The organism is Burkholderia sp. AU27893 (genome assembly GCF_002223205.1).
In the GTDB taxonomy this organism is placed as follows: domain Bacteria; phylum Pseudomonadota; class Gammaproteobacteria; order Burkholderiales; family Burkholderiaceae; genus Burkholderia.
In genome coordinates this window covers 279,705-305,596 of record NZ_NKFD01000005.1, presented here as the reverse complement: position 1 = coordinate 305,596, position 25,892 = coordinate 279,705, and the positions used below count along the sequence as shown (strand labels likewise).

The 25,892-nt window shown below is 68.0% G+C and carries 22 protein-coding genes; 11 read left to right on the top strand and 11 right to left on the bottom strand.

The window, feature by feature from the left end:
* Positions 1-25: 25 nt before the first annotated feature.
* Positions 26-1,519, bottom strand: coding sequence for an NAD-dependent succinate-semialdehyde dehydrogenase (locus tag CFB47_RS33675; protein ID WP_089464279.1), 1,494 nt, complete (start codon positions 1,517-1,519; stop codon positions 26-28).
* A gap of 838 nt (positions 1,520-2,357) precedes the next feature.
* Positions 2,358-2,753: a hypothetical protein gene (locus CFB47_RS33670; RefSeq protein WP_256946819.1), complete on the bottom strand. Its 396-nt coding sequence runs from the start codon at positions 2,751-2,753 to the stop codon at positions 2,358-2,360.
* A gap of 118 nt (positions 2,754-2,871) precedes the next feature.
* Between CFB47_RS33670 and CFB47_RS33665 the strand changes: the two genes are divergently transcribed.
* From CFB47_RS33665 to CFB47_RS33650, 4 genes are all read left to right on the top strand, one after another.
* Positions 2,872-3,576, top strand: a complete 705-nt coding sequence (locus CFB47_RS33665; protein WP_089463799.1) for a hypothetical protein — start codon at positions 2,872-2,874, stop codon at positions 3,574-3,576.
* A gap of 577 nt (positions 3,577-4,153) precedes the next feature.
* On the top strand, positions 4,154-5,560 hold the full coding sequence (locus CFB47_RS33660; protein WP_089463798.1) for a zinc ribbon domain-containing protein: 1,407 nt from the start codon (positions 4,154-4,156) through the stop codon (positions 5,558-5,560).
* A gap of 19 nt (positions 5,561-5,579) precedes the next feature.
* Positions 5,580-6,263, top strand: coding sequence for a hypothetical protein (locus CFB47_RS33655; protein ID WP_256946818.1), 684 nt, complete (start codon positions 5,580-5,582; stop codon positions 6,261-6,263).
* A 29-nt stretch (positions 6,264-6,292) separates the two neighbouring features.
* The gene (locus CFB47_RS33650) at positions 6,293-7,480 is read left to right on the top strand and encodes a zinc ribbon domain-containing protein (protein WP_089463796.1); all 1,188 of its coding nucleotides are present in this window, start codon (positions 6,293-6,295) and stop codon (positions 7,478-7,480) included.
* A 223-nt stretch (positions 7,481-7,703) separates the two neighbouring features.
* Here the strand turns inward: CFB47_RS33650 and CFB47_RS33645 are convergent, their stop codons facing one another.
* Together CFB47_RS33645 and CFB47_RS33640 are read right to left on the bottom strand one after the other, a co-directional pair.
* On the bottom strand, positions 7,704-8,318 hold the full coding sequence (locus tag CFB47_RS33645) for a pyridoxamine 5'-phosphate oxidase family protein (RefSeq protein WP_256946817.1): 615 nt from the start codon (positions 8,316-8,318) through the stop codon (positions 7,704-7,706).
* Positions 8,319-8,411: 93 nt separating this feature from the next.
* The gene (locus tag CFB47_RS33640) at positions 8,412-9,719 is read right to left on the bottom strand and encodes an NtaA/DmoA family FMN-dependent monooxygenase (RefSeq protein ID WP_089463794.1); all 1,308 of its coding nucleotides are present in this window, start codon (positions 9,717-9,719) and stop codon (positions 8,412-8,414) included.
* A 326-nt stretch (positions 9,720-10,045) separates the two neighbouring features.
* On the opposite strand from CFB47_RS33640, the gene CFB47_RS33630 reads away from it, so the two are divergent.
* The 7 genes from CFB47_RS33630 to CFB47_RS33600 all read left to right on the top strand — a co-directional run bounded on the left by CFB47_RS33630 (position 10,046) and on the right by CFB47_RS33600 (position 18,518).
* Entirely contained in the window at positions 10,046-11,197 is a 1,152-nt protein-coding gene (locus tag CFB47_RS33630) for an MsnO8 family LLM class oxidoreductase (protein WP_089463793.1), read from the top strand.
* Positions 11,194-11,769 carry a GNAT family N-acetyltransferase gene (locus tag CFB47_RS33625; protein WP_089463792.1) on the top strand — a complete coding sequence of 192 codons (576 nt, stop codon included), beginning with the start codon at positions 11,194-11,196 and terminating at the stop codon, positions 11,767-11,769. Before CFB47_RS33630 ends, CFB47_RS33625 begins: the two co-directional genes overlap by 4 nt.
* A 92-nt stretch (positions 11,770-11,861) precedes the next feature.
* Positions 11,862-13,502, top strand: coding sequence for an ABC transporter substrate-binding protein (locus CFB47_RS33620; RefSeq protein WP_089463791.1), 1,641 nt, complete (start codon positions 11,862-11,864; stop codon positions 13,500-13,502).
* Positions 13,503-13,555: 53 nt separating this feature from the next.
* The gene (locus tag CFB47_RS33615) at positions 13,556-14,575 is read left to right on the top strand and encodes an ABC transporter permease (protein ID WP_089459963.1); all 1,020 of its coding nucleotides are present in this window, start codon (positions 13,556-13,558) and stop codon (positions 14,573-14,575) included.
* A gap of 13 nt (positions 14,576-14,588) precedes the next feature.
* On the top strand, positions 14,589-15,458 hold the full coding sequence (locus CFB47_RS33610) for an ABC transporter permease (protein ID WP_089459962.1): 870 nt from the start codon (positions 14,589-14,591) through the stop codon (positions 15,456-15,458).
* The gene (locus CFB47_RS33605; RefSeq protein ID WP_089463790.1) at positions 15,455-17,155 is read left to right on the top strand and encodes an ABC transporter ATP-binding protein; all 1,701 of its coding nucleotides are present in this window, start codon (positions 15,455-15,457) and stop codon (positions 17,153-17,155) included. The genes CFB47_RS33610 and CFB47_RS33605 overlap by 4 nt, the downstream gene beginning before the upstream one ends.
* Positions 17,156-17,183: 28 nt before the next feature.
* Positions 17,184-18,518: an LLM class flavin-dependent oxidoreductase gene (locus CFB47_RS33600; protein ID WP_089463789.1), complete on the top strand. Its 1,335-nt coding sequence runs from the start codon at positions 17,184-17,186 to the stop codon at positions 18,516-18,518.
* Between the two features lie 103 nt (positions 18,519-18,621).
* On the opposite strand, the gene hutC is transcribed toward CFB47_RS33600, so the two are convergent.
* The 7 genes from hutC to CFB47_RS33565 all read right to left on the bottom strand — a co-directional run bounded on the left by hutC (position 18,622) and on the right by CFB47_RS33565 (position 25,681).
* Positions 18,622-19,377 carry a histidine utilization repressor gene (gene hutC, locus CFB47_RS33595; RefSeq protein ID WP_089443948.1) on the bottom strand — a complete coding sequence of 252 codons (756 nt, stop codon included), beginning with the start codon at positions 19,375-19,377 and terminating at the stop codon, positions 18,622-18,624.
* A 56-nt stretch (positions 19,378-19,433) separates the two neighbouring features.
* On the bottom strand, positions 19,434-20,927 hold the full coding sequence (gene hutH, locus CFB47_RS33590; RefSeq protein ID WP_089463788.1) for a histidine ammonia-lyase: 1,494 nt from the start codon (positions 20,925-20,927) through the stop codon (positions 19,434-19,436).
* Between the two features lie 7 nt (positions 20,928-20,934).
* Positions 20,935-21,726 (bottom strand): ABC transporter ATP-binding protein, encoded by a 792-nt coding sequence (locus CFB47_RS33585; protein ID WP_089443946.1) that lies wholly within the window; start codon positions 21,724-21,726, stop codon positions 20,935-20,937.
* 27 nt (positions 21,727-21,753) lie between these two features.
* Complete coding sequence (locus tag CFB47_RS33580; RefSeq protein WP_039353366.1) at positions 21,754-22,500, bottom strand: ABC transporter permease; 747 nt, start codon at positions 22,498-22,500, stop codon at positions 21,754-21,756.
* A gap of 10 nt (positions 22,501-22,510) precedes the next feature.
* A complete protein-coding gene (locus CFB47_RS33575) occupies positions 22,511-23,233 on the bottom strand; it encodes an ABC transporter permease (protein ID WP_039353368.1) in 723 nt (240 codons plus the stop codon).
* Between the two features lie 92 nt (positions 23,234-23,325).
* Positions 23,326-24,186: a transporter substrate-binding domain-containing protein gene (locus CFB47_RS33570; protein ID WP_039353370.1), complete on the bottom strand. Its 861-nt coding sequence runs from the start codon at positions 24,184-24,186 to the stop codon at positions 23,326-23,328.
* A gap of 358 nt (positions 24,187-24,544) precedes the next feature.
* A complete protein-coding gene (locus tag CFB47_RS33565; protein WP_373453175.1) occupies positions 24,545-25,681 on the bottom strand; it encodes a TIGR03364 family FAD-dependent oxidoreductase in 1,137 nt (378 codons plus the stop codon).
* Positions 25,682-25,892 lie beyond the last annotated feature (211 nt).

Genomic DNA, 25,892 nt, shown 5'->3' with positions numbered 1-25,892 from the left:
GTTTCCTTGATGCGGACGGTGGCCGTTAGACCTGGGTGCACAGGTACTTGATTTCCAGGTATTCCTCGATGCCGTAACGGGAACCCTCACGGCCCAGGCCCGACTGCTTGACCCCGCCGAACGGCGCGACCTCGTTGGAAATCACGCCGGTATTCAGGCCGACCATGCCGTACTCGAGTGCCTCGCCCACACGCCAGATGCGGCCGTGGTCGCGTGTATAGAGATAGGCGGCGAGCCCGTACTCGGTGTCGTTGGCCATCGCGATCGCTTCCGCTTCATCCTCGAAACGGAACACCGGGCCGACGGGACCGAAGAGTTCCTCGCGCGCGAGACGCATGGCCGGCGTTGCATCGGCAATGACGGTCGGCTCGAAAAACGTGCCGCCAAGCGGATGGCCTTTTCCGCCCGTGACGATGCGCGCGCCCTTGCTGAGCGCATCGTCGATCAGCCGATTCAGGTGGTCGCAGGCGGACTGCTGGATCAGCGGCCCCTGCTGCACCCCCGGTTCGATACCGTTTCCGACCTTGAGCGCCTGGACTCGCCGGGTAAGCGCGTCGACGAAGCGGTCATGAATGCCGGCCTGGACGAGAAAGCGATTCGCGCATACACAGGTCTGGCCGCTGTTCCGGTACTTCGACGCCATCGCCCCTTCGACCGCCGCGTCGAGATCCGCGTCGTCGAACACGATGAAAGGTGCGTTGCCGCCGAGTTCGAGTGAGAGTCGCTTGATCGTCGCGGACGACTGGCTCATGAGCACGCGGCCGACTTCGGTCGAGCCGGTGAACGAAAGCTTGCGCACGACCGGGCTGGCCGTGAGCACCGCGCCGATCTCGCGTGACGGGCCGCACACCACTTGAAGGACACCGGCCGGAATGCCCGCGCGCTCGGCCAGCACGGCAAGCGCTAGCGCCGTGAGCGGCGTCAGGTCGGCGGGGCGCACGATGATGGAGCAGCCCGCGGCCAGTGCCGGCGCGACCTTGCGCGTGATCATCGCGGCAGGAAAATTCCACGGCGTGATCGCGGCACACACGCCGATCGGCTGACGAATGACGACGATGCGCTTGTCGCCTTGCGGGTGCGGCATGACGTCGCCGTAGACCCGCTTCGCTTCTTCGGCGAACCACTCGACGAAAGAAGCCGCATACATGATTTCGCCGCGCGCCTCCGCCAACGGCTTGCCCTGCTCCGACGTCATGATCAGTGCGAGATCGTCGGCATTCGCCACGATCAGGTCGTACCAGGCGCGCAGGAGCTTCGCGCGCTCGTGGCTGGCCCGCTTCTGCCAGCTTTGCTGTGCCAGCGCCGATGCGGCAATGGCTTGCTCGACCTCCGCGGCGCCGAGGCTGGCCACGCGGGCCAGGATGGCACCCGTGGCCGGATTCGTGACGGGAAACGAACGGCCATCCGTGCCCTCCGCCCATCCCGACGCCAGCCACGCACGCGTCTCAAGCAAGGAGCCGTCTCGCAGTTGGGCGCGTAGCGCCGAAGGGTCAATCGCTTGGTTCGTCCTGCTGTGCATTTCGTTCACGAGCACCGTCTCCAGAAATTCTTGTTTTTCAACCCTGGCGCTTTCAGCCGATGGGCGAAAGCTGCCCAGGCGTCGATATGCGGACGCCTGCTCCATCTCCCGGGATTTCGCCAAACTTCCGGTGGCCGATGCGCGTCAATCTCCGCGCCGCCCGGACGCCTTCGCAAAATGTTGCCCACGCCTGGACCATCCGCGATCGAGCAGCGGCTGCCAATTGGGGATGAAACAAACATATGGGTCACTTGACATGGTCATTTGACCATAAACCATTTTTCGCAGCAACTCAGTAGTTGCACGGGCTATCGGTGACTCGTTGGGAGATGACTATGCGAGGCCGGGGAGTCGCTCGGTGACTGCAATGCCAAGGAGAATCCGGCAGATGCACTCGGCGGCGTATCAAGCCAATGCGACGCCACGTGCCGTCAACGGCGCGGGGATATTTGCCCTACCTGACGGCAACCCGATGCGCAGATGAATCAGGTCGCGGAATGGCGGCTGCGGTTGCACGGTCGAGCGGCGCAACGACTGGCCTGAAAGTGGCGGCCAAGGGCATGACGCCAACGGCAATCGGGTTCCGAAGTGCGCGGGTGAGACCTGCGTTGCTGGCCGTACACTGCCTGCCGGCAAACCCGCTCATTCAATGTTGAATTCGCGGTTCACTCGACGTTGAACTATCTGCGTTGCCGTTCATTCAAGCTTGAACCTTCAAGGGCAGCCTGGCCCGTTCGCGCAGGGCCGACCGACTCTCATCGACCCGAATCGGACAATTTCGCCCCCCCCCCGGACGGAGCTTCGAATCAGGGCTCGTCGCCGCACGTCGAATGTCTGATTATTGGAGCGCTCGGTAGCCTTGATTCAGCAATCGCTGACATATCCAGGTGCTGCCATGGCGAGCACTGTAGATATTCTTTGCCACGAAGAGTATTAAAGCCGCAATCAAAAGGGCCGGACGGCCGGAGGAACAGAGGAGACCGGAGGCAGCATCGACAGCGGCCAATCGCCCTCCTTGAACAACCAATCCTTCAGAGTATGCCCAGATTGTGCCGAATAACAGGGCAGACCAGTTGAAACCGAGCTTCACGCGCTGCTCCGGCATGGTCGGATGGATCATTAAGGTTGACGGCATCGTAGATAGGGAATTGATTACGGCGATATGTCGATTATCGCCCTGGAAACGACGTTCTTTAGACGTCCAGTCGCGAGTGCTCCAATACTGGACGGACATTGTGGGCAATCCTGACCTCGCTGTCGACTGACCGCTCATGGCCGATTTTCGCCGACGTGATCCGGCTGAATCGTTACAATCGCCCAGATGCCCCCTTCGACAGCGTCGAATTCGAGACATGCTGACTTCCTATTTCTGGAGCGGCGACGCCATCCGCAGTCGACGCGTAAGTGACATCGTTCTATCAGGCACGGTCGACGTGCCCGTTCCCTCCGCACGCGTGCTTGCAGACTGGGAAAGAGAAACATCGTCGCGGCTCGTCCTGGAACCCGGGGACGTCGAGGCGATGCCTTTGGCGCGAACGCAAGCGCGCTGGCCGGACTATAAGCGCTGCGTGCAAGCAATGTCCGACTGGACGTGCGCACTAGGACTGCCCACCGTGCTTGCCTCCAGCGACGTAGCCCTCATGGCCTGTCGTGGCGCGAAGTACCATCATGACGGTGCGCAATATGGCGGTGCGGCCTTCTGCAATCTATTCCTGAGCGAGGACCGGGGGCTGGACTTGCATTTTCCCTCTACGGGCCATCGCATTCCCCTGACCCGGGGGATAGCTGTGATATTCGATACCGGCCAACCTCACGGCGTCATTCAGCGCCGCAGCAGCGGCTTTAATGCGGCCGACTTCGCGACGGACCAGGATTGCATCCAGATATTCCTGACTTGGGAGCTTCCCATCGAAGATGCCCATGTCGGGCAAGCACTGAAGGTAGTCTTCGACATCGCCCCTTCGACCTCGCTGCACCTGGATGAGGAGCAAGTCTGGTCGAACGGCGCACCAGCCGCTGTGTGTCCAGAATCTGGTCGCTGGTACCGGGTTGACTGATTGTTAGGGGCACACCTCGGCGTTGCCGTGGCACGCTGGACAGACTTCTGTTGAGCACGATAGACGCAAGCAGCGAGCGCCGTTGGGCTAACCGCCTGGTCACCGCGATGAATACACCACCAGGCTGGTAACGGTGCGCGCGGCGCATCCGGTCGGCTTTGCACGCGAATACACGCTCCGTCACGTGCCTGACGGATGGCAAAGCCGCGTAATTTCAGTGTAATATCCGCTGCAGAAGACCATTTGTATTATCAATCGAAATAATGAAAACAGTCAGCCGGATTCAATCTGGCGACTGATACGGGGAAAGCTTGAACTCGCCATTCAATACCGGTGCATCCGGATCCGTTGGGCTGCACGTTCCAATCACGTGGGCCGGATCTCTTCTTCTCTACGCCGACACTTTCTGCGCGGCCGCCCCCATTCCGACTGATATCGCGCGCTGAGCGGCCCGTTCCGCGTCGCTCGCCTTCGTAGCACGCGGCCGGTACGCCGCTATCCCGCGATTCGGACAAACGTGCGCATGCCCGCACGGCGTCGTCACGTTGATCGATCAAAAGAAGAGGATTACTGAATTATGACTGCGTGTACCCACTGCGGAACCGATCTGCCCGACGGTCTCAAGTTCTGCAAGCAATGCGGAACGCCGGTTGCGGCCATCCGGACCGAAGCGGCCTGCGCACCGTGCCGGAACTGCCACGCCGCGCTGACGCCGAACCAGCGTTTCTGCAACAAGTGCGGGACCCCCGTCGCATCGGTCAATGACGCCGGTGCGATCGAGGCGGAAGCGCCCGTGCCGCCGGCCGAGCCCGCACTGCAACCCGCACACGTGGCCGCTGGATACGCTCACGAATCTGCCTACGTCACCGTCGACGCGCAAGATACGCAAGCGGACATCAGCGTCGAATCGATGGCGGTGAACACTGCAGGGAACGACCTCGCGCACGTCGCGAACATCGCCGATCCGGTATCGGGGCGTGCGAACGCACCGCTGCAATCGCACGACGCCGCGGCCACTGCCACGCCCGTCGCAGCGGCAGACCAGCGGGGCGACGCGGTCGCTGCGTCGCAATCCTCGCCTGTCGGTACGGATGCGCAACCCGCGCCTGCGGGCGTATCGGCGAATACCGCAGCGGCACTCGCCGACGACGATACAGACGGTGCCGATGCGACTGCCAAGCTTCACGGCGTACCGGATGACGATGTGACGTCGGCGTCGGCCGAACCCATGCGTCCGCATTCCGGTGTCGTGCCCCCGCCGAAACCGCAGACCCCGACGACGAACGACGCTACGTCTGCAAGACTCAAGATCGTCGCAGCCGGCGTCGCGGTCGCCGTCGCCTGCGCGGGTGGTGCGTTCTGGTGGCACGGCCGCCAGGCGAGCGCACCTGCAACGCCCGAACCGGTTGCTGCATCCACGGTTCCTGCGTTCACGGCCAACGCCGCATCGGACATCACGGAACCGGGTTCCGCCTCCACCGGCGCGACTGTTGCGACGACACCGCCCGACGCACCGGCGTCCGCGCCGACCGATACGGCCGCCGCAGCGATGACCTCGCCCGCGTCGGGCCCGGCCGTCGTCACGAATGTCACGACGGCCCCGGTGCCCGCGACACCACCGGCGTCGAACGCGCCGCCGGCATCCGCGAACGCGCAGCAGTCGTCGCCCTTCGCGAAACTGCAGGACGACACGTCCACGCCGACCACCCCGGCCCCCGCCACCGTTGCAGAGGCGCCGCGCAACAAGCCGCACCCGACACCGCCGGCCCGCCCGTCCGCGGCGGCCCACCCTGCCGCGCCCGCCGTCGACGGCCTGCTGAAACGCGCGCAGGGCGACCTGTCGCGCGGCCAGTACGACAAGGCGATCGCGACAGCGGAAAGCGTCCTGGCGATCGAGCCGGGCAACCGTCCGGCGAAGACGTTGATCGCCAAGGCGAAGGCGCGGCAGATGGATGCACTGCGCAACAACAGCACACTTGAATGAAGCGCCGGAGAAAACCGACATGACAATCCAGAAGACCCTCGCCGCGGCCTGCGCGGTCACCTTGCTCGCCAGCGGCTGCGCCACCCAGAACGGCACCGGCGGGATTTCGTCCGAATCCGTGTTGCGCTGTACCGCGCTCGGCGCCGGCGGCGCGCTGGTCGGTGCGCTGATCGGCGGCACCAAGGGCGCGATCGGCGGCGCGGTTGCCGGGCTCGCCGCGTGCGCCGTGATCGAAGTCGCAACACGGCAGACGAAGACGGCGGCCGAAGTCGATCGCGATTACCGCGCGAACAACCGCAACAACCTGCCGCCGTACGCGAAGATCGACGCCTACACCACGGTTGTAACGCCGCGCTCGGCGGTCAAGGCCGGCGAGCCGATCAGGCTGGCCTCGCAGATTCGCGCGGTGTCCGGCACGAACGAGCCCGTCCAGGAAGTGAAGGAAGTCGTGACCGTCTACGCGCCGTCGGGCGAGCAGTTCAAGCGCGGCGAGAAGATCGTCAACGCGACGCCGGGCAGCGGCGAATTCGACAACAGCTTCACGCTGAAACTGCCGTCGGGTGCGCCGCAAGGCACGTACACGCTGAAAAGCCAGGTCTACCTGAACGGCAAGCCGGGGTCGACCCGGCAATCCAGCATCCAGCTCGCGCAGGTCGACGGCGTCACCGTCGTCGCGCTGCTCGACGCCCCCGCCGCTCACTGACCGGCCCGCACCTGCAAGGAGATTCAACGATGTCAACGCTCGATCAAGCCCCCGTGTCGGGAAAGTTCGGCCTGCTGCGCGCCGCCGAGGCCGTCACGAACTGGCGCGCACTCGCGATGTGCGCGTTCGCGCTGGTCGCCAGCATGCTGATGGTCATGCTCACGATCCAGGTGATCGGTCACAGCCCCGTGCTCGGCCTGCTGTTCGTCATCGCGACGCTCGCGATCTCGCTGATCGGCTATTCCGCGGTCGGCATCGTGCTGATGCGCGATGCACAGGGTGAGTCGGTCGGATTCGTCGATGCACTGCTGCAGGCGACGTTCAGCGTCCACCGCCTCGTCGGCATCGGCGTGCTGCTCGTGGTCGGCTGGATCCTGCTGCTGCTCGCACTCCTGATCGTGTTCCTGGTCTGCAAGCTCCCGGGCGTCGGCCCGCTGCTGTACGCGATCGCGTATCCGGTCGCGGCGATCGCCGCGGGCGCGATCTTCGCCGGCATGGGGTACGTCGGCTATCCGCTCGCCGCGCCCGCCATCTGGCAAGGCAACTCGACGCTGCAGACCGCCGCGCGCCTGCTGCAGATCGGCCGCCGCCAGCTGCTCGGCGTGATCGTCCGGATGTTCGGGCTGCTGCTGCTCGTCGGCGTGCTGTCCGCCATCGTGTTCGGCATTCTCGGCACCGGCGCCGCGATCGCGTCGTCGATCTCGGCGGCAACCGGCACCAGCCCGCTGGGCGGCCTGATGGGCATGAGCGGCCTCGGCCGGCACGCCGGCACCTACGGCCTTGGCATGGACGCGGCAGGAGGCGGATTCGACTACCGCAGCATGGCCTACCTGGGCGCGTACGGCTTCGGCAACGGCCTCCTGATCGCGATCGGTCTCGTGATTCCATTCCTGACGTTCGTCAACGGCACGTGCCTCATCTATCTGCAGACGGTCAGCGGCGTCGATTTCTCCGCAACGGAAGAGAAGCTGAGCCAGCACGTCGCGGACGCGAAACGCCATGCCGAACAGGCACGCGAACGCGCCGCCGATCACCTTGCGAAAGCACGCGACTCGCATGCTGCCAGCGCGGTGGGTGCAGCGGAGACGGCATCGCTGCCGGCGTCGGCTGCGGAATCGCCCGCCGCAGACGAGGCCACGGCCTGCGCGCAGTGCCACAAGCCGATGGCCGCCGACGACCTGTTCTGCGGCGAATGCGGTGCGCGCCGTCACGCTTGACGGCGGCATGATCGCGCATCAAGGCGCGGCCCACGGCCAGGTATCGCCGCGGGTCGCGGTTTCCGGGCAAACAACAGGCAGATGCCGGCGCGAGAAGTAGCCGTTCCCGGCCCCCGTCGCCGGGTCTCATCCGACTTCAGTCGTTCAATGCGATCGTGAAATGCGACGCCCGATCCGGGCGGACGATCCGCCCCGATGCGCGCGCGGATCGCCTCTCGCGCACTCAGTACAGCCCGGCGACCATGCGCGCCGGGAGGTCGCGATCGTAAGATTCGCCGTCGAACGTGCCGCCGCTCAGCCGCCGATGCATCGCACCCGCGCTCGGCAGCTGATCACGTTCGATCCGCGTGCCCGAATCCCAGAGCCGCGAACGTATGATCGCCTTCGAGCAATGGAAATAAGCCGCGTCGATGTGGATCAGCACCACCGTGCGCGGCGCTTTCCCGTCCACGGCAAAGCGCGCGAGCAGGCCGGGCTCGGCGCTGATCGTCGCGCGGCCGTTCACGCGCAACGTCTCGCCGACGCCGGGAATCAGGAACAGCAGCGACACGCGCGGATCGGCCACGATATTGCGCAGCGTATCGATCCGGTTGTTGCCCGGCCGATCCGGCAGCGCGAGCGTGTTCGGATCGACGATCGACACGAATCCCGCCACATCGCCGCGCGGTGAAACATCGGTGCCGTGCGGCCCGACCGACGACAGCGCAACGAACGGCGACGCGCGCACGAACGCCTGGTAGTCGTCGTTCAGGTGGTCGATTTCCTTCCACAGTGCCCGTTCGTGCGGCGTCCCGTAGATAGCCTCAAGTTGCGCGACAGTCGTGATCTCGTGAGTCACATCAGTATCCTTGCGTCGACGTTGCGGCGCGAGGATGAAGCGGAAGCGCCGTCTCGCCATCGTACACGCGCCGCCCGCTCGCCGTTTGCCCGTTCAAGCCGTCGCGGTCTCGCGCTGCAAGGCCGGTAACGCCAGATTCGTGCGGAAATCGTCGCCGAGGTAATCGGTATCGAGCAGGTTGCGCCGGCGCAATTCGGGCAGCAGCCCGTTGAGCAGCAGGTCCTCCTGGTCGGGCTGCCCGAGCCCGTGCAGCGACAGCACGTCGACGAGCCCCGCGCGATAACGCGCCTCGATCGCATCGGCGAGCTGTTCGGGGGTGCCCGCGACGAACCAGTGGCCGGTTTCCTGCGCGCGGATGATCAGTTCGCGCAACGTCAGGCGCTGCCGCGCATAGCCGACGAAGATCGCGACGCGGCCGCGCCGGCGATGCACGCTGTCGATCGCCGGCAGCAGCGATCCCGGCAACGGCTGGTCGAGCGGCAGGTCGCGCAAGTCGACGCCGCCGCCGAGCATGTCGGCGAGCTTGAGCCGCCCTTGCTCGTAATCGACGCGCTCATGCTTGTCGCGCAGCCGTCGCGCGACGTCGGCGTCGGATTCGCCGATCACCGAGTGAAACGAGTTCATCACGAGCGGCAGCCGCCCTGCCCGGCCGAATGCGGTCGCCTGCCGGTGCAGTTCGCCGACGAACGTGCGCGCATCCTCGAGCGTCGGCTGCGACGTGTAGACGACTTCCGCAAACCGCGCGCCGAGCGTCACGCCGCTCGCCGACTGCCCCGCCTGGAACAGCACGGGACGCCGCTGCGGCGAAGGCGGCACGTTCAACGGCCCCTGCACCTGGAAGTGCGCGCCTCGGTAATCGATCGGCCCGAGCTTGAGCGGATCGACCGATACGCCGCCGCTCGCCGTGCGTCGCACCGCGTCGGGAGCGTTCGCGTCGAACAGCGCGTTGACCACTTCGACGAATTCGGCGGCGCGCGCATAGCGCTGCTCCGGGTCGGGCAATGCGGCGTCGCCGAAATTCTCCTCGCCGACCGACGACGTCACCGCGTTCCACGCGGCGCGGCCGCCGCTCACGTGATCGAGCGTGCCGATCAGCCGCGCGAGGTTGTACGGATGGTGATACGTGGTCGACACCGTCGCGACGAGCCCGATCGACGACGTCGCCTGGCTCAGTGCGGCCAGCGCGACGATCGGCTCCTGGCTGCCGGTGCTGCCGGCGAGCCCGGCCGGATCGGCCTGCAACAGGTCGGCCGTGAAGAGGCCGGTGATCTTCTCGGCTTCCGCCTTGCGCGCGAGCGCCGCCGCGCGACGCATGCCTTGCGCGGGATCCGCATCGCCCGGCGCAACCAGCACGCTCGCGGCGCCGACGAGCGTCTTCAGGCGTCTACGTGTATCGCTCATGATGCGGCTCCGGCATGCGCCTCGGGTCGGCCGGTTGACATGATTCGCTCGTTCATTCGTATTCCCCACGATTGCGTTCGATCGGCGGACCCGCGCCGGCACCATGCTGCCGACGATCGCGCGCCGGGGCGTCCGGCAGGGTCCATGCGTGCGCCGCAAGGCGCGCAGCCATCGACCATAACGCAGGCCACCCGGTGGGCCGGAACGAATATTTTCGGCTTTCGATATTCTTCTTGATTGTTTGACCGGGCAAACGGCGTCGAAAAATAATCCGGCATGCCTAACCCGTTGATCGTGCCGCTTCGAACCGCGCCGGTCGCACCCTCATGACGTCCGACGCCCCTCATTCCGCCGCTGCATTGTCCGCCCTCCCGTTTCGCCTGAGCGTGCTCGACAAGAGCCCCGTCGCACCGGGCGAAACCGCCGCCGACGCACTCGCGCGCAGCGTGTCGCTCGCCCGCTTCGCCGACGACGCGGGTTATCACCGCTACTGGCTTGCCGAGCATCACAACACGGCTGCGCTCGCGTGCCCGTCGCCGGAAATCCTGATCGCGCATGTGCTCGCCCACACTCGCCGAATTCGTGTCGGATCGGGCGGCGTGATGCTGCAGCACTACAGCCCGTACAAGATCGCCGAGAACTTCAACCTGCTCGCGTCACTTGCACCCGATCGTGTCGATCTCGGCATCGGCAAGGCGCCGGGCGGGCTGCCGTTGTCGACGCGCGCGCTGCAGGCCGGCTACGACCCGGCGCGACGCGCGTCGTTCGCCGAACTCGCCGCCGAGCTGAAGCGCCATCTCGACGGCAACCACACGCCGCCGGGCGACGCGGGGAACGAAGCCGCCACGCTGCACGCGACACCGTTTCCGCCCGTCGCCGCCCAACCGTTCCTGCTCGGTGCGAGCGCCGAAAGCGCCGCGCTGGCCGCCCAGCTCGGCTGGGCGTTCGTCTATGCGTCGCACCTCAACGCATCCACCGCCGACCTCGAACGGAGCTTCGACGCATACCGCCACGCATCGGGCGGCCGCACACCGCTGCTCGCCGTATCCGTGATCGTCGCCGCCACACGCGAAGCGGCCGCGCGACTCGCGAGCGGGCATCAGGGCTTTCGCGTGCAAGTGGGCGACACGCCGGCGGTCAACGTCGGCAGTCTCGAGCAGGCGCACGCGTACATCCGGCAGGCGGGCAACGGGCCGCATCGGATCGACGCACGCGAGACGCGGATCGTGCACGGCACGCGCGACGACGTGCTGCGCGAACTCGATACGCTGCATCGCCGCCACGGGATCGCGGAATTCGTCGTCGACACACCGCTTGCCGATGCCGCACCGAGGATTGCGTCGCTGCGGCTGCTGGCCGGTGCGGAGGCGGACGGCAACGACCCGGCGGCGTCACGACGCGCGACCGAAGAAACGCCGCATGCACCGCACGCCGCCGCCGTCACCCGTCAACCCGACCTCGAAGGCGTCGCACGATGACCGATACGATCCGCATTGCCGGCGCCGACGACGTGCCGGCCCTTTATGCGTTGCTGCAGGACGCGTATGCGCCGCTCGTGCCGCAGGGCGTGCACTTCAACATCACTCGCTCGCCGATCGAGCACGTCGCGCAGACCGTTGCGCGCGAAACGACCTTCGTGCTCGAGCGCGCGGACGCCGACGGCCGCCGCGCGCCTGCCGCGACGCTGACCGTGCGGTTCCCGTGGGTATCCGGCGAGCGCCCCCGCACGCCGTATCCGTTCCTGCACTGGTTCGCGGTGGCGCCCGCGTTCAAGCGGCAGGGGCTCGGCCTCGCACTGCTCGGCCACGTGGAAGCGCAGTTCCTGACCGAACAGGTCAAGGCGCCCGCGACCTATCTCGCGACCGCGACCAATCATCCGTGGCTGCAGCCGTACTACGAGCGGCACGGCTATGTCGCGTTCGACCGCTCGACGAACACGCTCGGCACGCCGCTCGTCTGGCTGAGAAAGATCCTGATCCCGGATCTCTACCGGGAACCGCCGGCGGCGGATGCCGCTCCGGGCGCCGAGCGTCTTCGCGCCAGCGCATGACGTTCCATGCGCGCCGTTTCGACACTCGTCCCGCACCGCGCTTCGTCGCGCCCCGTTCCACCCGCCATGCCACTTGTAAAGGATTGCCCCGCATGACCTTCGCTTTTCCGGATTCCGCGCTCCGCGCGTCGCGCCGCACGGCATCGGCCGCGCTGCTGTTCGCCCTCGCCTTGCCGCCCGCGGCGTTCGCCCAGGGCACGCCCGTCACGGGCGGCACGCTGACCTGGGGCGTCGAATCCGAGCCGCGCACGCTGAATCCGCAATTGAACGGCCAGGACAAGGTCGAGCTGCTGCTGCGCAACGTGTATGAGAGCCTGCTCGCGCGCAAGCCGGACGGCAGCTTCGTGCCGTGGCTCGCAAGCGGCTACAAGGTGTCGCCCGACGGCAAGACCTACACGTTCACGCTGCGCGACGGCGTGAAGTTCAGCGACGGCGCGCCGCTCGACGCGCAGGCCGTCGCGCGCAACTTCCTGAACGCACGCAATCCGGCGTATTCGGGCGGCAGCCAGCTCGCGGCACAGATCCTGCACGTCGCGGACGTGAAGACGCCGGACGCGCGCACCGTCGTGATCACGCTCGACGCACCCTATGCGCCGTTCCTGACCTTCGCCGGCCGGTTCGCGCTGCTGTCGCCGAACGCGTTCGACCGGCCAAGCGTGAAAGCGGGCGGCGCCGACGTCGCCGGCACCGGCCCGTTCATCCTGCGCCGCTACGTGAAGGGGCAGGAAATCGAGTTCGCGAAGAATCCCGACTATCGCTGGGCGCCGCCGACGGCGGGCCATCAGGGCCCGGCTTACCTCGACCGGATCGTCTACCGGTTCCTGCCCGAATCGTCGGTGCGCACCGGCGCGCTGCTGTCCGGCCAGGTCGACGTGATCGAGGGCGTATCCGGCAACGACGCGGCGTTGATCCGCAAGAACCCGGACTTCACCTACCAGCACGCGCTGAACACCGGCACGCCGTACTCGCTGTTCCTGAACGTCGGCTACGGCCCCACGCAGGACGTGAAGGTGCGCCGCGCGCTGCTCGAAGGGCTCGACACGACCGGCATCGTGCAGTCGATCTATCGCGGCGAGCGCACGCGCGCATGGGGCATCACGTCGCCGATCGACCCGCTCTACGACGCACGCATCGAAAAGACCTACGGCAACAATCCGAGGCTTGCCAACCAGTTGCTCGACGAAGCGGGCTGGAGCGCACGCGACAGCGGCGGCTACCGCACGAAGAACGGCGAACGGCTGACGATCGCGGTGATCCAGGCGCAGGCGACCGTGCGCGACCAGCGCGACGTGCTGCTGCAGGCGCTGCAGGCGCAGGCGCGGCAGCGGCTCGGCGTCGACCTGAAGATCCAGTACGTCGACGACGGCACGTACGTCGAAGCACGCAAGACCGGCAAGTTCGGCTCGATCGCGAACTCGAACACGCCGCCGGACGGCATCGACATCGAAGGCCACTACCTGCCCGTCGATCGCGGCGGCGCGCTGAACTACAGCCGCGCGGCGGCACCGGAACTGACGCGCTGGCTGCAGGCGGCCGCGCGCACGCAGAACGTCGCGGAGCGCAAGACGTTGTACGGCGAACTGCAGCACTTCGCGATCAACGAGCAGGCGTACGCGGTGCCGCTGTACGAGCCGGAGGACCAGATCGCCGCCGCGAAGGCCGTCCAGGGCCTGCGCTTCCGCCCGTTCGCGCAGATGCCCGAGAACCCGTACGACGTGTGGGTGAAAAAGTAAGCGAGCAAGCCACACCGGTCCGCCGCGCGCGGCACCGGCAGGAGAAGCCGAGCATGAACCATCCGAGCGCCGTACCCGTTTCCGTCCAGGACACCGCAGCGCCCACGCCGCCCGCCTCGTCACCGGCCGCGTGGCGCCGCGTGCTGCGCTCGCCGGTGGCGACGCGGCTCGCCACCGGCGTACTGGTGCTGTGGGCCGCGATCACGCTGTCGTTCGCGGCCGTCCACGTCGCGCCCGGCGACATCGTCAGCATCCTGATCGGCGAGCAGCTGAGCACACCGCAGATCGAAGCCGCTATCCGCCGGGAATGGGGGCTCGACGAACCGCTGCCGCTGCAATACCTGCACTACCTGTGGCGGGTGCTGCACGGCGACTTCGGCCGCTCGTACATCCTGAACACCGACGTCGCGCCGCTCGTGATCGGCCAGCTGTGGCCGACGCTGAAGCTGACGGGCGCGGCGCTCGTCGTGACGCTCGTGTTCGCGGTCGGCCTCGCGGTGCTGACGGCCGGCCGCCGCTGGGCCGGGCGGGCGGCGTCCGGCGTCGAGCTGCTGCTCGCGTCGACGCCGTCGTTCTGGCTCGGGATCATGCTGCTGTTCGTGTTCAGCTTCACGCTGAAGCTGTTCCCGGTCGCCGGCGATCGCGGCTTCGCGTCGCTCGTGCTGCCGGCGCTGTCGCTCGGGCTCGCGCAGGGCGCGGTGATCGGCCGCGTGCTGCGCCAGGGCATCGAGCGCGCGCTCGACGAGCCGTATGCGCTGACGGTGCGCTCGTGGGGCATCGGCGGGCTCGCGCTGCGCGTGCGGCATGCGCTGCGCCACGCGGCGCTGCCGGCCGTCACGCTCGCCGGCTGGCTCGTCGGCGGGCTGCTGAGCGGCGCGGTGATCACCGAGCAGGTGTTCGGCCGGCCCGGCCTCGGCAAGATCACCGTCGACGCGGTGCTGTCGAAGGACATGCCGGTGATCCTCGCGATCGCGATCCTGTCGGCGGCGATCTATGTCGCGCTCAGCACCGCCGTCGACCTGCTCTACCTGCTGATCGACCCTCGCCTGCGCGACCGCCGCGCGCGGCATTGAACCGGAGACACCGATGTCCACGCCCCTCGACCTGCCGTGGCGCCCGCGCGCGCCGCTCGGCGCGGCCGGCTGGCTGCGCCGCCATCCGGGCCTCGCGCTCGCGGCCGTCTACCTGCTGCTGAACGCAGTGGCGGTGATCGCCCCCGGCTGGCTCACGCGCTACGACCCGCTGGCCGCCGATCCGCTGGCCGCGCAACTCGGCAGCAGCGCCGAACACTGGCTCGGCACCGACCAGCTCGGCCGCGACATCTTCTCGCGGGTCGTCTACGGCGCCCGCTACTCGCTGTCGATCAGCGCCGCGTCGATCGCGGTCGCGACGCTGTTCGGCACCGCGCTCGGGCTGTTCGCGGGCCTCGCGCGCGGCTGGCTCGACGAACTGATCTCGCGCTTTCTCGATGTGGTGTCCGCGTTCCCCGACCTGCTGCTCGCGCTGATGCTGATCTCGTTTACCGGCCCGGGCGCCACGAACCTCGTGTTCGCGCTCGGCGTCGCGTCGGTGCCGCGTTTCGCGCGCGTGGTGCGCGCGCAGACCTTCGTCGTCGCCGGCTCCGGCTACGTCGAGCAGGCACGCACGTTCGGCCTCGCGCCGGCGGTGCTGGTGTGGCGCCACGTGCTGCCGCACGCGATCGCGCAGGTGCCGGTGCTCGCGACGGTCGGGCTCGGCACCGCGATCATCGGCGCGTCGGGGCTGAGCTTCCTCGGCATGGGGCCGCAGCCGCCCGCCGCCGAGTGGGGGCTGATGCTCGCCGAGGGCCGCAACTACCTGTACAACGCGTGGTGGATCGCGGTCTGGCCCGGCCTCGCGATCACCGCGGCCGTCGTCGCCGTGAACGCGCTCGGCGGCTACTGGCAGGCACGCTTCGAACGCCGGGAGACGACATGACGACCCTCGCACCCGCACCGCACGCCGCGCCGCTCGTCCACGTCGAACGCCTGACGATCGGGTTCCGCGGCCCGCGCGGCACGCGCCCCGTCGTCGGGCCGCTCGACCTGGCCGTCCATGCCGGCGAATGCGTCGCGCTCGTCGGCGAGTCGGGTTCCGGCAAGTCGGTCACCGCACGCAGCCTCGTCGGGCTGAACGGCCCGCACGCCGTGGTGGACGCCGAACGCCTCGAGATCGCCGGCACCGATGCGCGGCGCCATCGCGAACGCGACTGGCGCGCCATTCGCGGCCGCCGGATCGGCTACGTGCTGCAGGACGCGCTCGTGTCGCTCGATCCGCTGTGGCGCGTGCGCGACCTCGTCGCCGAGGCACTGCACGATACGCGGCGGCGCGACGTTCACGCGCGCAGCGCCGACCTGCTGCGCTCGGTCGGCATCGACGAGCCCGAACGGCGCTTGCCGCAGTATCCGCACCAGTTGTCGGGCGGCTTGCGGCAGCGCGTGCTGATCGGCACCGCGCTCGCCGGCGGCGCATCGCTGCTGATCGCCGACGAGCCGACCACGGCGCTCGACATGACCGTGCAGCGGCAGATCCTGTCGCTGCTGCGCGCGCGCCGCGAGGCCGGCGATGCGCTGCTGCTGATCAGCCACGATCTCGCGGTCGTCGCCGAACTCGCCGATCGCGTGCTCGTGATGCGAGCCGGCCAGGTCGTCGAGCAGGGGCCGGCGCGCGATGTGCTGACCGCGCCCGCGCATCCGTACACGCGCCAGTTGCTCGCCGCGATTCCGACGCCCGCGTCGCGCGGGTTCCGGCTCGCGGCGGATCCGCAGGCCGATGGCGACGCCGACACCGCAGCCGCGGCCCCGCGCATCCCGCTGCCGCCCAAGCGGATCGACGCCCGCGAGAAAGTGCTCGCCGTCGACGCGGTGACGAAGCGCTACGGCAGCCACGACGCGCCGGTCGCGGTGGACGGCGTGTCGTTCGCGCTGGCGCGCGGCGAGACGCTCGGCATCGTCGGCGAATCCGGTTCCGGGAAATCGACGATCGCGCGGATCGTGCTCGGCCTGATCGAGCCGGACCACGGCACCGTCACGCTCGACGGCGAACCGTGGAGCGGCGTGCCCGAAGCCGCACGGCGGGCCCGCCGCGCGCGGCTGCAGCTGATCGCGCAGGATCCCTACAGTTCGTTCGACCCGCGCTATTCGGTGGGCCAGATCATCGGCGAAAGCCTCGATGCGATCGGCGTGCGCGGCGATGCGCGCCGCCGCCGCGTGCTGCAGTTGCTCGACGAAGTGCGGCTCGGCGCCGGCTGCATCGACCGCTATCCGCGCGAATTGTCCGGCGGCCAGCGGCAGCGCGTCGCGATCGCGCGCGCGTTCGCACCGAATCCGGCGCTGCTCGTCGCGGACGAACCCGTCAGCGCGCTCGACGTGTCGATCCAGGCGCAGGTGCTCGACCTGCTCGCCGACCTGCAGGCCGAGCACGGCACCGCGATGCTGTTCATTTCGCACGATCTCGGCGTCGTGCATCACGTCGCCGACCGCATTCTCGTGATGCGGCGCGGCCGCGTGGTCGAAAGCGGCCCGGTCGGCACGGTGTTCGCCGCGCCGTCGCATCCGTACACCGCGTCGCTGCTCGACGCGCTGCCCACGCTGCCCGACGCGCGCCCGTCGCCCGCGCGCGCCGCGTTCGCATGACACCCTCCCTCTCTCGTTCCTGCCCGTCATGAGCCAACCGACTTCCGCTACCTCCCGCCCGATCCATCTCGGCGCCATCATCCAGGGCGCGTCCGGCAACATGTCCGCGTGGCGGCATCCGGATGCGGTCGCCGACGCGAGCATCAACGTGGCCTTTGTGCGCGAGCTCGCGCGACAGGCCGAGGCCGCGAAGTTCGACCTGCTGTTCGTCGCCGACGGCCTGCACATCAACGCGAAATCGATCCCGCACTTCCTGAACCGCTTCGAGCCGCTCACGCTGCTGTCGGCGCTCGCGCTCGTCACCGAGCGGATCGGGCTGGTCGGCACGCTGTCGACGTCGTACAGCGATCCGTTCACCGTCGCGCGGCAGTTCTCGAGCCTCGACCATCTGAGCGACGGCCGGGCCGGCTGGAACGTCGTCACGTCGCCGCTCGAAGGCTCGGCGAAGAATTTCTCGCGCGACAAGCATCCGGAGCATGCGCTGCGCTACCGGATCGCATCGGAATTCCTGACCGTGACGAAGGGGCTGTGGGACTCGTGGGAAGACGACGCGTTCGTGCGCGACAAGGCGAGCGGCGTGTTCTTCGATCCGGACAAGCTGCACACGCTGAATCACGCCGGCGAATTCTTCTCGGTTGCCGGGCCGCTGAACATCGGCCGCTCGCGACAGGGGCGCCCGATCCTGTTCCAGGCCGGCGCGTCCGACGACGGCAAGGGGGTCGCGGTCGAGCATGCCGATGCGATCTACACGCGCCAGGAAACGATCCCGCTCGCGCAGGCGTTCTATGCGGACGTGCAGAAGCGGCTCGCGGCGCGCGGCCGGGCACCCGACAGCCTGAAGGTGTTCCAGGGCACGAGCGTGATCGTCGCGGCATCGGCCGCCGACGCGGAGGCGCAGTATCAGGACACGGCGCGGCTCGTGACGATCGACAACGCGCTCGACTATCTCGGCCGCTACTTCGATCACCACGACTTCACGCAATACGCGCTCGACGCGCCGTTCCCGGATCTCGGCGAACTCGGCGGCAACCAGTTCCGCAGCACCACCGACACGATCAAGCGCGACGCGGCCGAGCGCGGCCTGACGCTGCGCGAGGTCGCGCTCGAGGCGGCCACGCCGCGCCCCGCGTTCGCCGGCACGCCCGAGCAGGTGGCGGACGGATTACAGGCGTGGGTCGATGCGCGCGCCACCGACGGCTTCATCGTGCGCGGCGGCACGCCGACGGCGTTCACGGAATTCGCGACGAAGGTCGTGCCGATCCTGCAGGAACGCGGCGTCTACCGGCGCGATTACGAAGGCGCGACGCTGCGCGAGCATCTCGGGCTCGCGTACCCGGTCAACCGGCACGCGCAAGCGGCCTGAATGCCGGCCGCACGGGGCGGGCATCGGGCAGCCGGTGCGCGCCCCGCCCCGACGAGCGCCTTCGGGCGAAGACGTCGAACGGCGGCAGCGTCCCGCCCCTTGGCTACACCCGCCCCGCCAGATGAAACCGTGACGCCGGATGCCACAGCTGCACCGACGTCGCGACCTGCCCGCCGACCCACGTACGCCGCCGCAGCAGCAGGCACGGTTCGCCGATTTCCATCACGAGGTGCCGGCGCACCTGCGCATCGGGCTTCTGCGCGTAGATGCGGAATTCCGCGCGCTGGATCGGCGCGAGCCGCACCATGTAGTGGTTCGGCGTCTCGACCGTGAAATCCTGCTCGAGATACGCGGGAAACAGCGCCGGATTGACGTAACGATCCTCGAACTGGATCGGCTCGCCCTCCTCGCAATGCACGATGCGCGAATGAAACACCGGCCCCGTGCGCAGCCCGAGCGCTTCGACCGCTTCGGGATCCTCACTGCTTTCGAGCGTCATCACGCGCGCACTGTGCCGATGGCCGCGCTCGGCGATCTCGTCCGCGATGTTGCGGATCTCGAGCACCGTCGATTCGTAATGACGGCGCTCGACGAAAGTGCCCGCCCCCTGGATACGGGTCAGCACACGCTCGGCGGTCAGCTCGCGCAGCGCGCGCGACACCGTCATCCGCGCCACGCCGAACTCCTTGACCAGTTCGGCCTCGGTCGGAATCGCGCCGCCGGGCTTCCAGTCGCCGTTCGCGATCCGCTCGACCACGTAGCGCTTGATCTGCTGGTAGGCCGGCAGCGCGCGCGCCGGCACGTCGTCGCCCGGTACGGCCCCCGGCCGGGCCGCCGTGTATCGTTCCGCTTCGTTCATGCGCCCTCGATCGAATGAAGATGGGATGACCTGCCGAGCGTCGCCCCGCCGCTGCGTCACGCCAGCGACGGCGGTACGCCCGCGACGATGGCGGCCGCGCTCGCGATGTCATCGGCGAGCGGCCGGTCGTCGTGATACGCCGGCACGCGTTCGCGCACGTAACGCCGCAGCGCGTCGGTCGGCGCCGCCCGCGATGCTTCGTTTTCCTGCAAATCGTATGCCTGCGCGGCGGCCAGCAACTCGATCGCGAGCACACGCGTGGTGTTCTCGATGATGTCGAGCGCCTTCAGCGCGGCCGGCGTCGCATGGCACAGGTGATCCTCCTGCAGGCCCGACGTAATGCCGCCGTCGAGGCTCGCGGGCGCGGCGAGCCGCTGGTTCTGCGCCACCAGCGCGACCGCGGTGTACTGCGCGATCATGAACCCGGAACACGTGCCGCCCGGCGCCGCGAGAAAGGCCGGCAGCCCGCTCACGAGCGGATTGACGAGCCGGTCGAGCCGCCGCTCGGCAATCGCCGCGACCTGCGCCATCGCGGCCGCGAGGCTGTCCATCGCGAGCGCGATGCCCGCGCCGACCGCATGCGCCTGCGAATGGACGGTCGGGGCGTCGCGCGTGCCCGCGACGATCGGATTGTCGGTGACGGACGCGAGCTCGCGGTCGACGACTTCCGCCGTGACCGCCAGCACGTCGCGCGCCGCGCCGTGGACGTGCGGAATCGTGCGCAGGCTGAGCGGGTCCTGCGTATGCCGTCCGTTCGCCGCGGCGAGCATCGCGCTGTCGGCAAGCATCGCGCGCAGGCGTGCACCGACGTGCCCGATGCCGGGCGAAATGCGCAGCGCCAGCGAGGCCGGATCGAACGCGGCGAGCTGGCCGCCGAGATTCTCGAAGCTCGTCGCCGCGATCCAGTCGGCCCAGTCGAGCAGCCGCTCCGCGCGGGCGAGCGCGAGCGCGGCGAGCCCCGTTACGCACGGCGTGCCGTTGACGAGACTCAGCCCCTCCTTCGCACCGAGCGCCAGCGGCTCGCGGCCGATGCGGCGCAACGCTTCGTCGCCACGCACGCGTTCGCCGCGATGACGCGCGTGGCCGTGGCCGATACAGACGAGCGCGACGTGCGCCATGTGGGTCAGGTAGCCGACCGACCCGTGCGCCGGCACTTCCGGCAGGCAATCGTGTTCGAGCAAGGCGACCAGCTGGTCGACGATGTCGGCGCGCACGCCGGAATGCCCGTGCGCGTAGTTGTTGATCGCGGCCGCGATGATCGCGCGCGTTTCCGCCGCACCGAGCGGCGCGCCGACGCCGACCGCGTGGCTCATCAGGATGTTGCGCGACAGCGTGCCCTGCTGCTCGGGCGACACGATCACGTCGCACAGCGCACCGACGCCCGTGTTGACGCCGTACGCACGAATGCCGCGCGCGACGATTGCGTCGACGAGTTCGCGCGCCGCGACGACTCGCCCGCGCGCGTCATCGGTCAACGCGAGCGGCGCGCCAGCCGCCACCGCCGCGATCTGCCGCCAGTCGAGCGGCCGGGCCGAACGGAATACGGTCATGGCGGCCTCAGTTCGCGGCGCGGTCATGATGGCTCGACACGAACTGGCGGAAGCGTTCGGAGCACTGGCCGCCGAACAGTTCGCCCGGGGTGCCGTCCGCATCGACCTCACCCTGATGCAGGAACATCACGCGGTTCGACACATGTCGCGCGAAGCCCATTTCGTGCGTGACGACCAGCATCGTGCGCCCTTCCTCCGCGAGCGAGCGCATCACGCGCAGCACCTCGCCGACCAGCTCCGGATCGAGCGCGGAAGTCGGTTCGTCGAACAGCATCACCTTCGGGTGCATCGCGAGCGCCCGCGCGATCGCGACCCGCTGCTGCTGGCCGCCCGACAGATGGGCCGGATAGTAGCCGCGCTTGTCCGCGAGGCCGACGCGCGCGAGCAGCGCCTCCGCTTCCTCGACCGCCTCCGCGCGACTGCGCTTCTGCACGCGCAGCGGCCCTTCGACGAGATTGTCGAGCACGGTCATGTGCGACCACAGGTTGAAGTTCTGGAACACCATCCCGAGCTGCGAGCGGATGCGGTCGACCTGACGCCGGTCGCCCGGATGCAGCTTGCCGTCGCGCGCGCGTTTCATCTTCAGTTCCTCGCCGGCGAGCGCGACGGAGCCGTCGTCGGGCGTTTCGAGCAGGTTCAGGCAGCGCAGGAAGGTGCTCTTGCCCGAACCGCTCGCACCGAGGATCGAGATGACGTCGCCTTCGTGCGCGTCGAGCGAAATGCCCTTCAGCACGTGGTGATCGCCGAACGACTTGTGGATGTTCCTGACCGACAGGGCGACGGGAGCAGCAGAGTTCATCGATTTCTCCTGGAAGGAAGGACGCGGTCAGGATGCGACACGTCGCGCATTGCGTGCGTCGGCCGCGGGTGCACCGGACGGCTTCGGCGCGCGCAGGTGGCCCGACAGCCGCCATTCGAGCGCGCCGAGCAGGCGGACGACGATGAAGTTCAGGCCCAGGTAGATGAGGGCCGCACACACGAACACCTCGGTCGTCCGGTAGGTTTGCTGGATGATCTGCTGCGCGACGCCCGTCACCTCCCACACGGTCACGAGGCTGGCGAGCGCGGTGGACTTCACCAGCAGCACGGCTTCGGTCGAATACGCGGGCAGGCACTGACGCAGCGCGATCGGGCCGATCACGCGGCGCAGCAGCGCGAAGCCCGACAGGCCGATCGAATAGCCGGCCTCGATCTGCCCGACCGGCACGGCCATCAGCCCGCCGCGCAGGATCTCGGCGGTGTAGCCGGCCGTACACAGCGCGAGCGACAGCACCGCGCACACGTACGGCTCGCGCAGCAGCGGCCACATGAAGCTCTCGCGGATCACGCCGAACTGGCCGAGCCCGTAGTACACGAGAAACATCTGGATCAGCAGCGGCGAGCCGCGGAACACCAGGATGTAGGCACGCGCGAAGCGGTTCGGCAGCCAGCGCGGCGACACGCGCATCGTGACGATCACGAGCGACAGCAGGCCGCCGAGCACGAGCGACGCGAAGAACAGGCCGAGCGTGGTCGGTACTGCCGCGAGCAGCTGGCGCAGCGTGTCGAACAGGAAGTCGAAATCGAGTGACATGGGCGCTCCGTCAGTTGCGTGCGAAGTTGCGGCGGAACGACCGGCCGACGATCGCTTCGGCCCGGTTGAACACGCGGTTCGACAGCCCCGTCATGACCAGGTAGAGCGCACCGCCCGCGACGAAGAACACGAAATACTGGTGGGTCGAATTCGCCGCGATCTGGCTCGTGCGCAGCAGCTCGGCGAGCCCGGTGACCGAGATCAGCGCCGAATCCTTCAGGCTCAGCTGCCACACGTTGCCGATGCCGGGCAACGCGAAGCGCAGGACCTGCGGAATCAGGATGCGCCGCAGCACCATGCTGCGCGGCATGCCGATCGAGCGCGCCGCTTCGAGCTCGCCCTTCGACACCGCGAGCACGGCCGCGCGATACACCTCGGCCTGGTACGCACCGGAAATCATCCCCACCGCGAGCGCGCCGATCACGAACGGCGGCACGCCGATGAAGCCTTCCGCGCCGAACCACTGGCCCACGGCCGTGACGAGCGTCGAGCCGCCGAAATAGAACAGGTAGATGACGAGCAGTTCGGGCACGCCGCGAAACACCGTCGTGTACAGGTCGCCGAGCAGGCGGGCGCTGCGATAGCGCGACAGCTTCGCGGCCGCGATGCCCGCGCCGATCACGGCGCCGACCGCGAGCGCGGCCAGCGTGAGCGCCACCGTCATCAGCGCGGCGAGCAGCAGCACGCCGCCCCAGCCTTCGGTTCCGAAGCCCAGCATTTCAAGGATCGCCATGCGTGCCTCCCGGCAAGCGTTGATAGGATCGGCAGGATGCGCGCCGCCGCGCGCGGCTCATGTCGCTTGCGCGGCGGCGGCCGGACGTGTGCTTACGGCGTGACGTCGGTCTTGAACCACTTGTCGGCGAGCTTCTTCACGGTGCCGTCCGCGAGCGCGGCGCCGATCGCCGTATCGAATTTCGTCTTCAGGTCGGCATCCTGCTTGCGGAACGCGAGCCCTTCACCCGGCCCCCAGATCGGGCCGCCGAGCTTCGGGCCCGCGAGCACGATCGATGCGGTGTCCTTCTTCGTGTTGTTCGCCGCGTAGTACGTGACATCGTCGAACGACGCGTCGATACGGCCGGCGACGAGGTCGAGATCGCGCTCGGGCGAGGTCTTGTACACGCGGATCGACGCGATGTCCTTGAAGCTGTCGTTGATGAACTTCGTGTAGACGGTGCCCGACTGGATGCCGATCGTCTTGCCCTTCAGCTGCTTGCGCAGCGCGTCGACGGTCGACTTGTCGGCATTCGCATCGCCCGACAGCTTGACGATCGGCGCGCCCGGCGCTGCCTTCGGCAGGATCTTCGTATCGGTGACGGCGAAGGTCGCGGGCGTGGCCGCATACGGACGCGAGAACAGCAGGATCTTCTCGCGCTCCGGCGTGATCGAGATCGCATCCATCAGGACATCGAACTTGCCGGCCTGCAGCCCAGGGATCATCCCGTCCCAGTCCTGCGCGACCATGTTGCACTGCACCTTGATCCGCTCGCACACGTTGGCGAGCAGCTCGGGCTCGAAGCCGCCGAGCTTGCCGCCCGGCAGCGTGAGGTTCCACGGCGCGTAGCCGCCCTCGAGCGCCACCGTCACCGTCTTCCATTCCTTCGCCTGCACCGGCGCGGAAAGCGTGGCCGCTGCCGCCGCGATGATGCCGATCGTCCTGACTGCCCACTTGATGCGCTTGCCGTTCACGAGTTTTCTCCTTGCGTTGAAGATCGTCATCCCTTCGGTCATGCAAGCGGCCTCAGGAATTTGTCTATACAAGCATGCAAGAAGAAAAATGGAGCGACAAGCGTTGATCAAAAAAAACCGGAAAAACGCGGGAAATCCCCTAATTCCGGGGCTCCGACGTGCGTCGCGGTGGTGATCCGCAGCACGAACATGGTGCATTTCATCCGATCTTTCGGTCAGGATGACTAGACAAATTCATGATTCGACTGTTTCGCTAAACATACTAAAACTAACAATCGAATCCCGCGGTCATGCCGCAGGCGTATTGCTCGCGCGCCTCCCGCGAACCCGGCGACTGCGTGACGTGCATGCCCCGCCCTCACCACGCCGCAAACACGTCCTGCGCGATCCCGAAGCCCGTGCTCATCCCTGCACCGCTCGTCACGACGACGACGCGCGTGGCGTCATCCGGCGCTTCAATTACGCAATCGGCATCGGCTGCCGACGGATAACTGCCGGTCCAGCGTTCGACGATGTCCAGTTCCGGCACATCCAGCGTCTCGTGCAACAGGCGCAGGATCTGCGCATCGATCTCCTGCGTCGCGAACGGCAGCGGTGCCGCGCCGTATTCGTGCGAATCGCCCACCACGAGACTGCCGTCGGCGCTCTGCACCGCGATCAGGTGGATGCCGTAACCGAGGCACACCGGCTCCTCCGCCTGGAGGCGCGTGCGCAATGCGTCGGCGGCGGGCAGCACCGCGAAACCCGCGTAACGCAGCAGGCTCAGGTCGCTCATCACCGCGGCGCGCAGCGCCAGCGGGCGGTGCGGCCGCACGCGCAGCATCTGCAACTGGCACAGCCGCACCGCGTGCCGCGCAAACCAGTCGCCGTACAAGTGACGGCTGTCCGCATTGCCGCAGACGATCACGCGCTCCGCGTGCAACACGCCGCGCGACGTACGCACGGTTGGCGTGCGCACCTCGTGCACCATCTCGCCGTAACGAAATCGCACATCGAAGCGTTCCGCCAGCCAGGACGCCAGCAACGCGATCGCGGTACGCGGCTCGATGCGCAGTTCATGCGGGCTGTGCAGCACGCCTTGTGCACCGTCCAGCCGCAGTTCCGGCGCGACGGCCTTTGCCTCGCCGGGCATCATGACCCGGCAGCCCTCGGCCATGCCGGTCTGCATGAACGCATCGATCAGTTGCATCGCCTCGGGGCGACGCGCAATCAGGTGGAGGCCCCGGTGAAGCACGTCGATGCCGGCTTGCGGCGCGACGTCCGCCCAGACCTCGCGGCTCGCCCGCGCACGCCGCCAGCTGTGTTCGGCGTGCTGCCCGGTGACGGTGACGAAGCCGAAATTGCGGATCGACGCGCCCACGCATGCGGCATCGCGTTCGATCACGCAGACGCGCAGCCCCTTGAGCGCCGCCGTATAAGCATGGGCGAGGCCGACGATGCCGGCGCCGACGATGATCACGTCATAAGCGTTTGCCGCTGCGATGGCGTTCACGATTGCACGTTCCTTGTGTCGAGATGAGATGCGCCGCCCTTTCGTGGCGAGCGTATCGGTTGCTGTTTGCCGCGCCCCCTGGCCGTATTCCCGCGTGCGACGCGAACCGGCCGGCTCGCGTCGTTCGTTACCGGGACCGGCGCACGATTCCGCACTATCGCGACGCGGGATGACATTCGGATGAAAAGCCACACAAAGGCATGAATTGGCACAT

Coding starts and splice junctions, on each gene's coding strand:
- CFB47_RS33675 (WP_089464279.1), bottom strand. CDS start 1,519: ATGCACAGCAGGACGAACCAAGCGATTGACCCTTCGGCGCTACGCGCC.
- CFB47_RS33585 (WP_089443946.1), bottom strand. CDS start 21,726: ATGAACTCTGCTGCTCCCGTCGCCCTGTCGGTCAGGAACATCCACAAG.
- CFB47_RS33605 (WP_089463790.1), top strand. CDS start 15,455: ATGACGACCCTCGCACCCGCACCGCACGCCGCGCCGCTCGTCCACGTC.
- CFB47_RS33670 (WP_256946819.1), bottom strand. CDS start 2,753: ATGTCCGTCCAGTATTGGAGCACTCGCGACTGGACGTCTAAAGAACGT.
- hutH (WP_089463788.1), bottom strand. CDS start 20,927: ATGACCGTATTCCGTTCGGCCCGGCCGCTCGACTGGCGGCAGATCGCG.
- CFB47_RS33615 (WP_089459963.1), top strand. CDS start 13,556: ATGAACCATCCGAGCGCCGTACCCGTTTCCGTCCAGGACACCGCAGCG.
- CFB47_RS33640 (WP_089463794.1), bottom strand. CDS start 9,719: ATGAGCGATACACGTAGACGCCTGAAGACGCTCGTCGGCGCCGCGAGC.
- CFB47_RS33625 (WP_089463792.1), top strand. CDS start 11,194: ATGACCGATACGATCCGCATTGCCGGCGCCGACGACGTGCCGGCCCTT.
- CFB47_RS33620 (WP_089463791.1), top strand. CDS start 11,862: ATGACCTTCGCTTTTCCGGATTCCGCGCTCCGCGCGTCGCGCCGCACG.
- CFB47_RS33655 (WP_256946818.1), top strand. CDS start 5,580: ATGACAATCCAGAAGACCCTCGCCGCGGCCTGCGCGGTCACCTTGCTC.
- CFB47_RS33650 (WP_089463796.1), top strand. CDS start 6,293: ATGTCAACGCTCGATCAAGCCCCCGTGTCGGGAAAGTTCGGCCTGCTG.
- CFB47_RS33575 (WP_039353368.1), bottom strand. CDS start 23,233: ATGGCGATCCTTGAAATGCTGGGCTTCGGAACCGAAGGCTGGGGCGGC.
- hutC (WP_089443948.1), bottom strand. CDS start 19,377: ATGAACGAAGCGGAACGATACACGGCGGCCCGGCCGGGGGCCGTACCG.
- CFB47_RS33665 (WP_089463799.1), top strand. CDS start 2,872: ATGCTGACTTCCTATTTCTGGAGCGGCGACGCCATCCGCAGTCGACGC.
- CFB47_RS33660 (WP_089463798.1), top strand. CDS start 4,154: ATGACTGCGTGTACCCACTGCGGAACCGATCTGCCCGACGGTCTCAAG.
- CFB47_RS33600 (WP_089463789.1), top strand. CDS start 17,184: ATGAGCCAACCGACTTCCGCTACCTCCCGCCCGATCCATCTCGGCGCC.
- CFB47_RS33630 (WP_089463793.1), top strand. CDS start 10,046: ATGACGTCCGACGCCCCTCATTCCGCCGCTGCATTGTCCGCCCTCCCG.
- CFB47_RS33610 (WP_089459962.1), top strand. CDS start 14,589: ATGTCCACGCCCCTCGACCTGCCGTGGCGCCCGCGCGCGCCGCTCGGC.
- CFB47_RS33580 (WP_039353366.1), bottom strand. CDS start 22,500: ATGTCACTCGATTTCGACTTCCTGTTCGACACGCTGCGCCAGCTGCTC.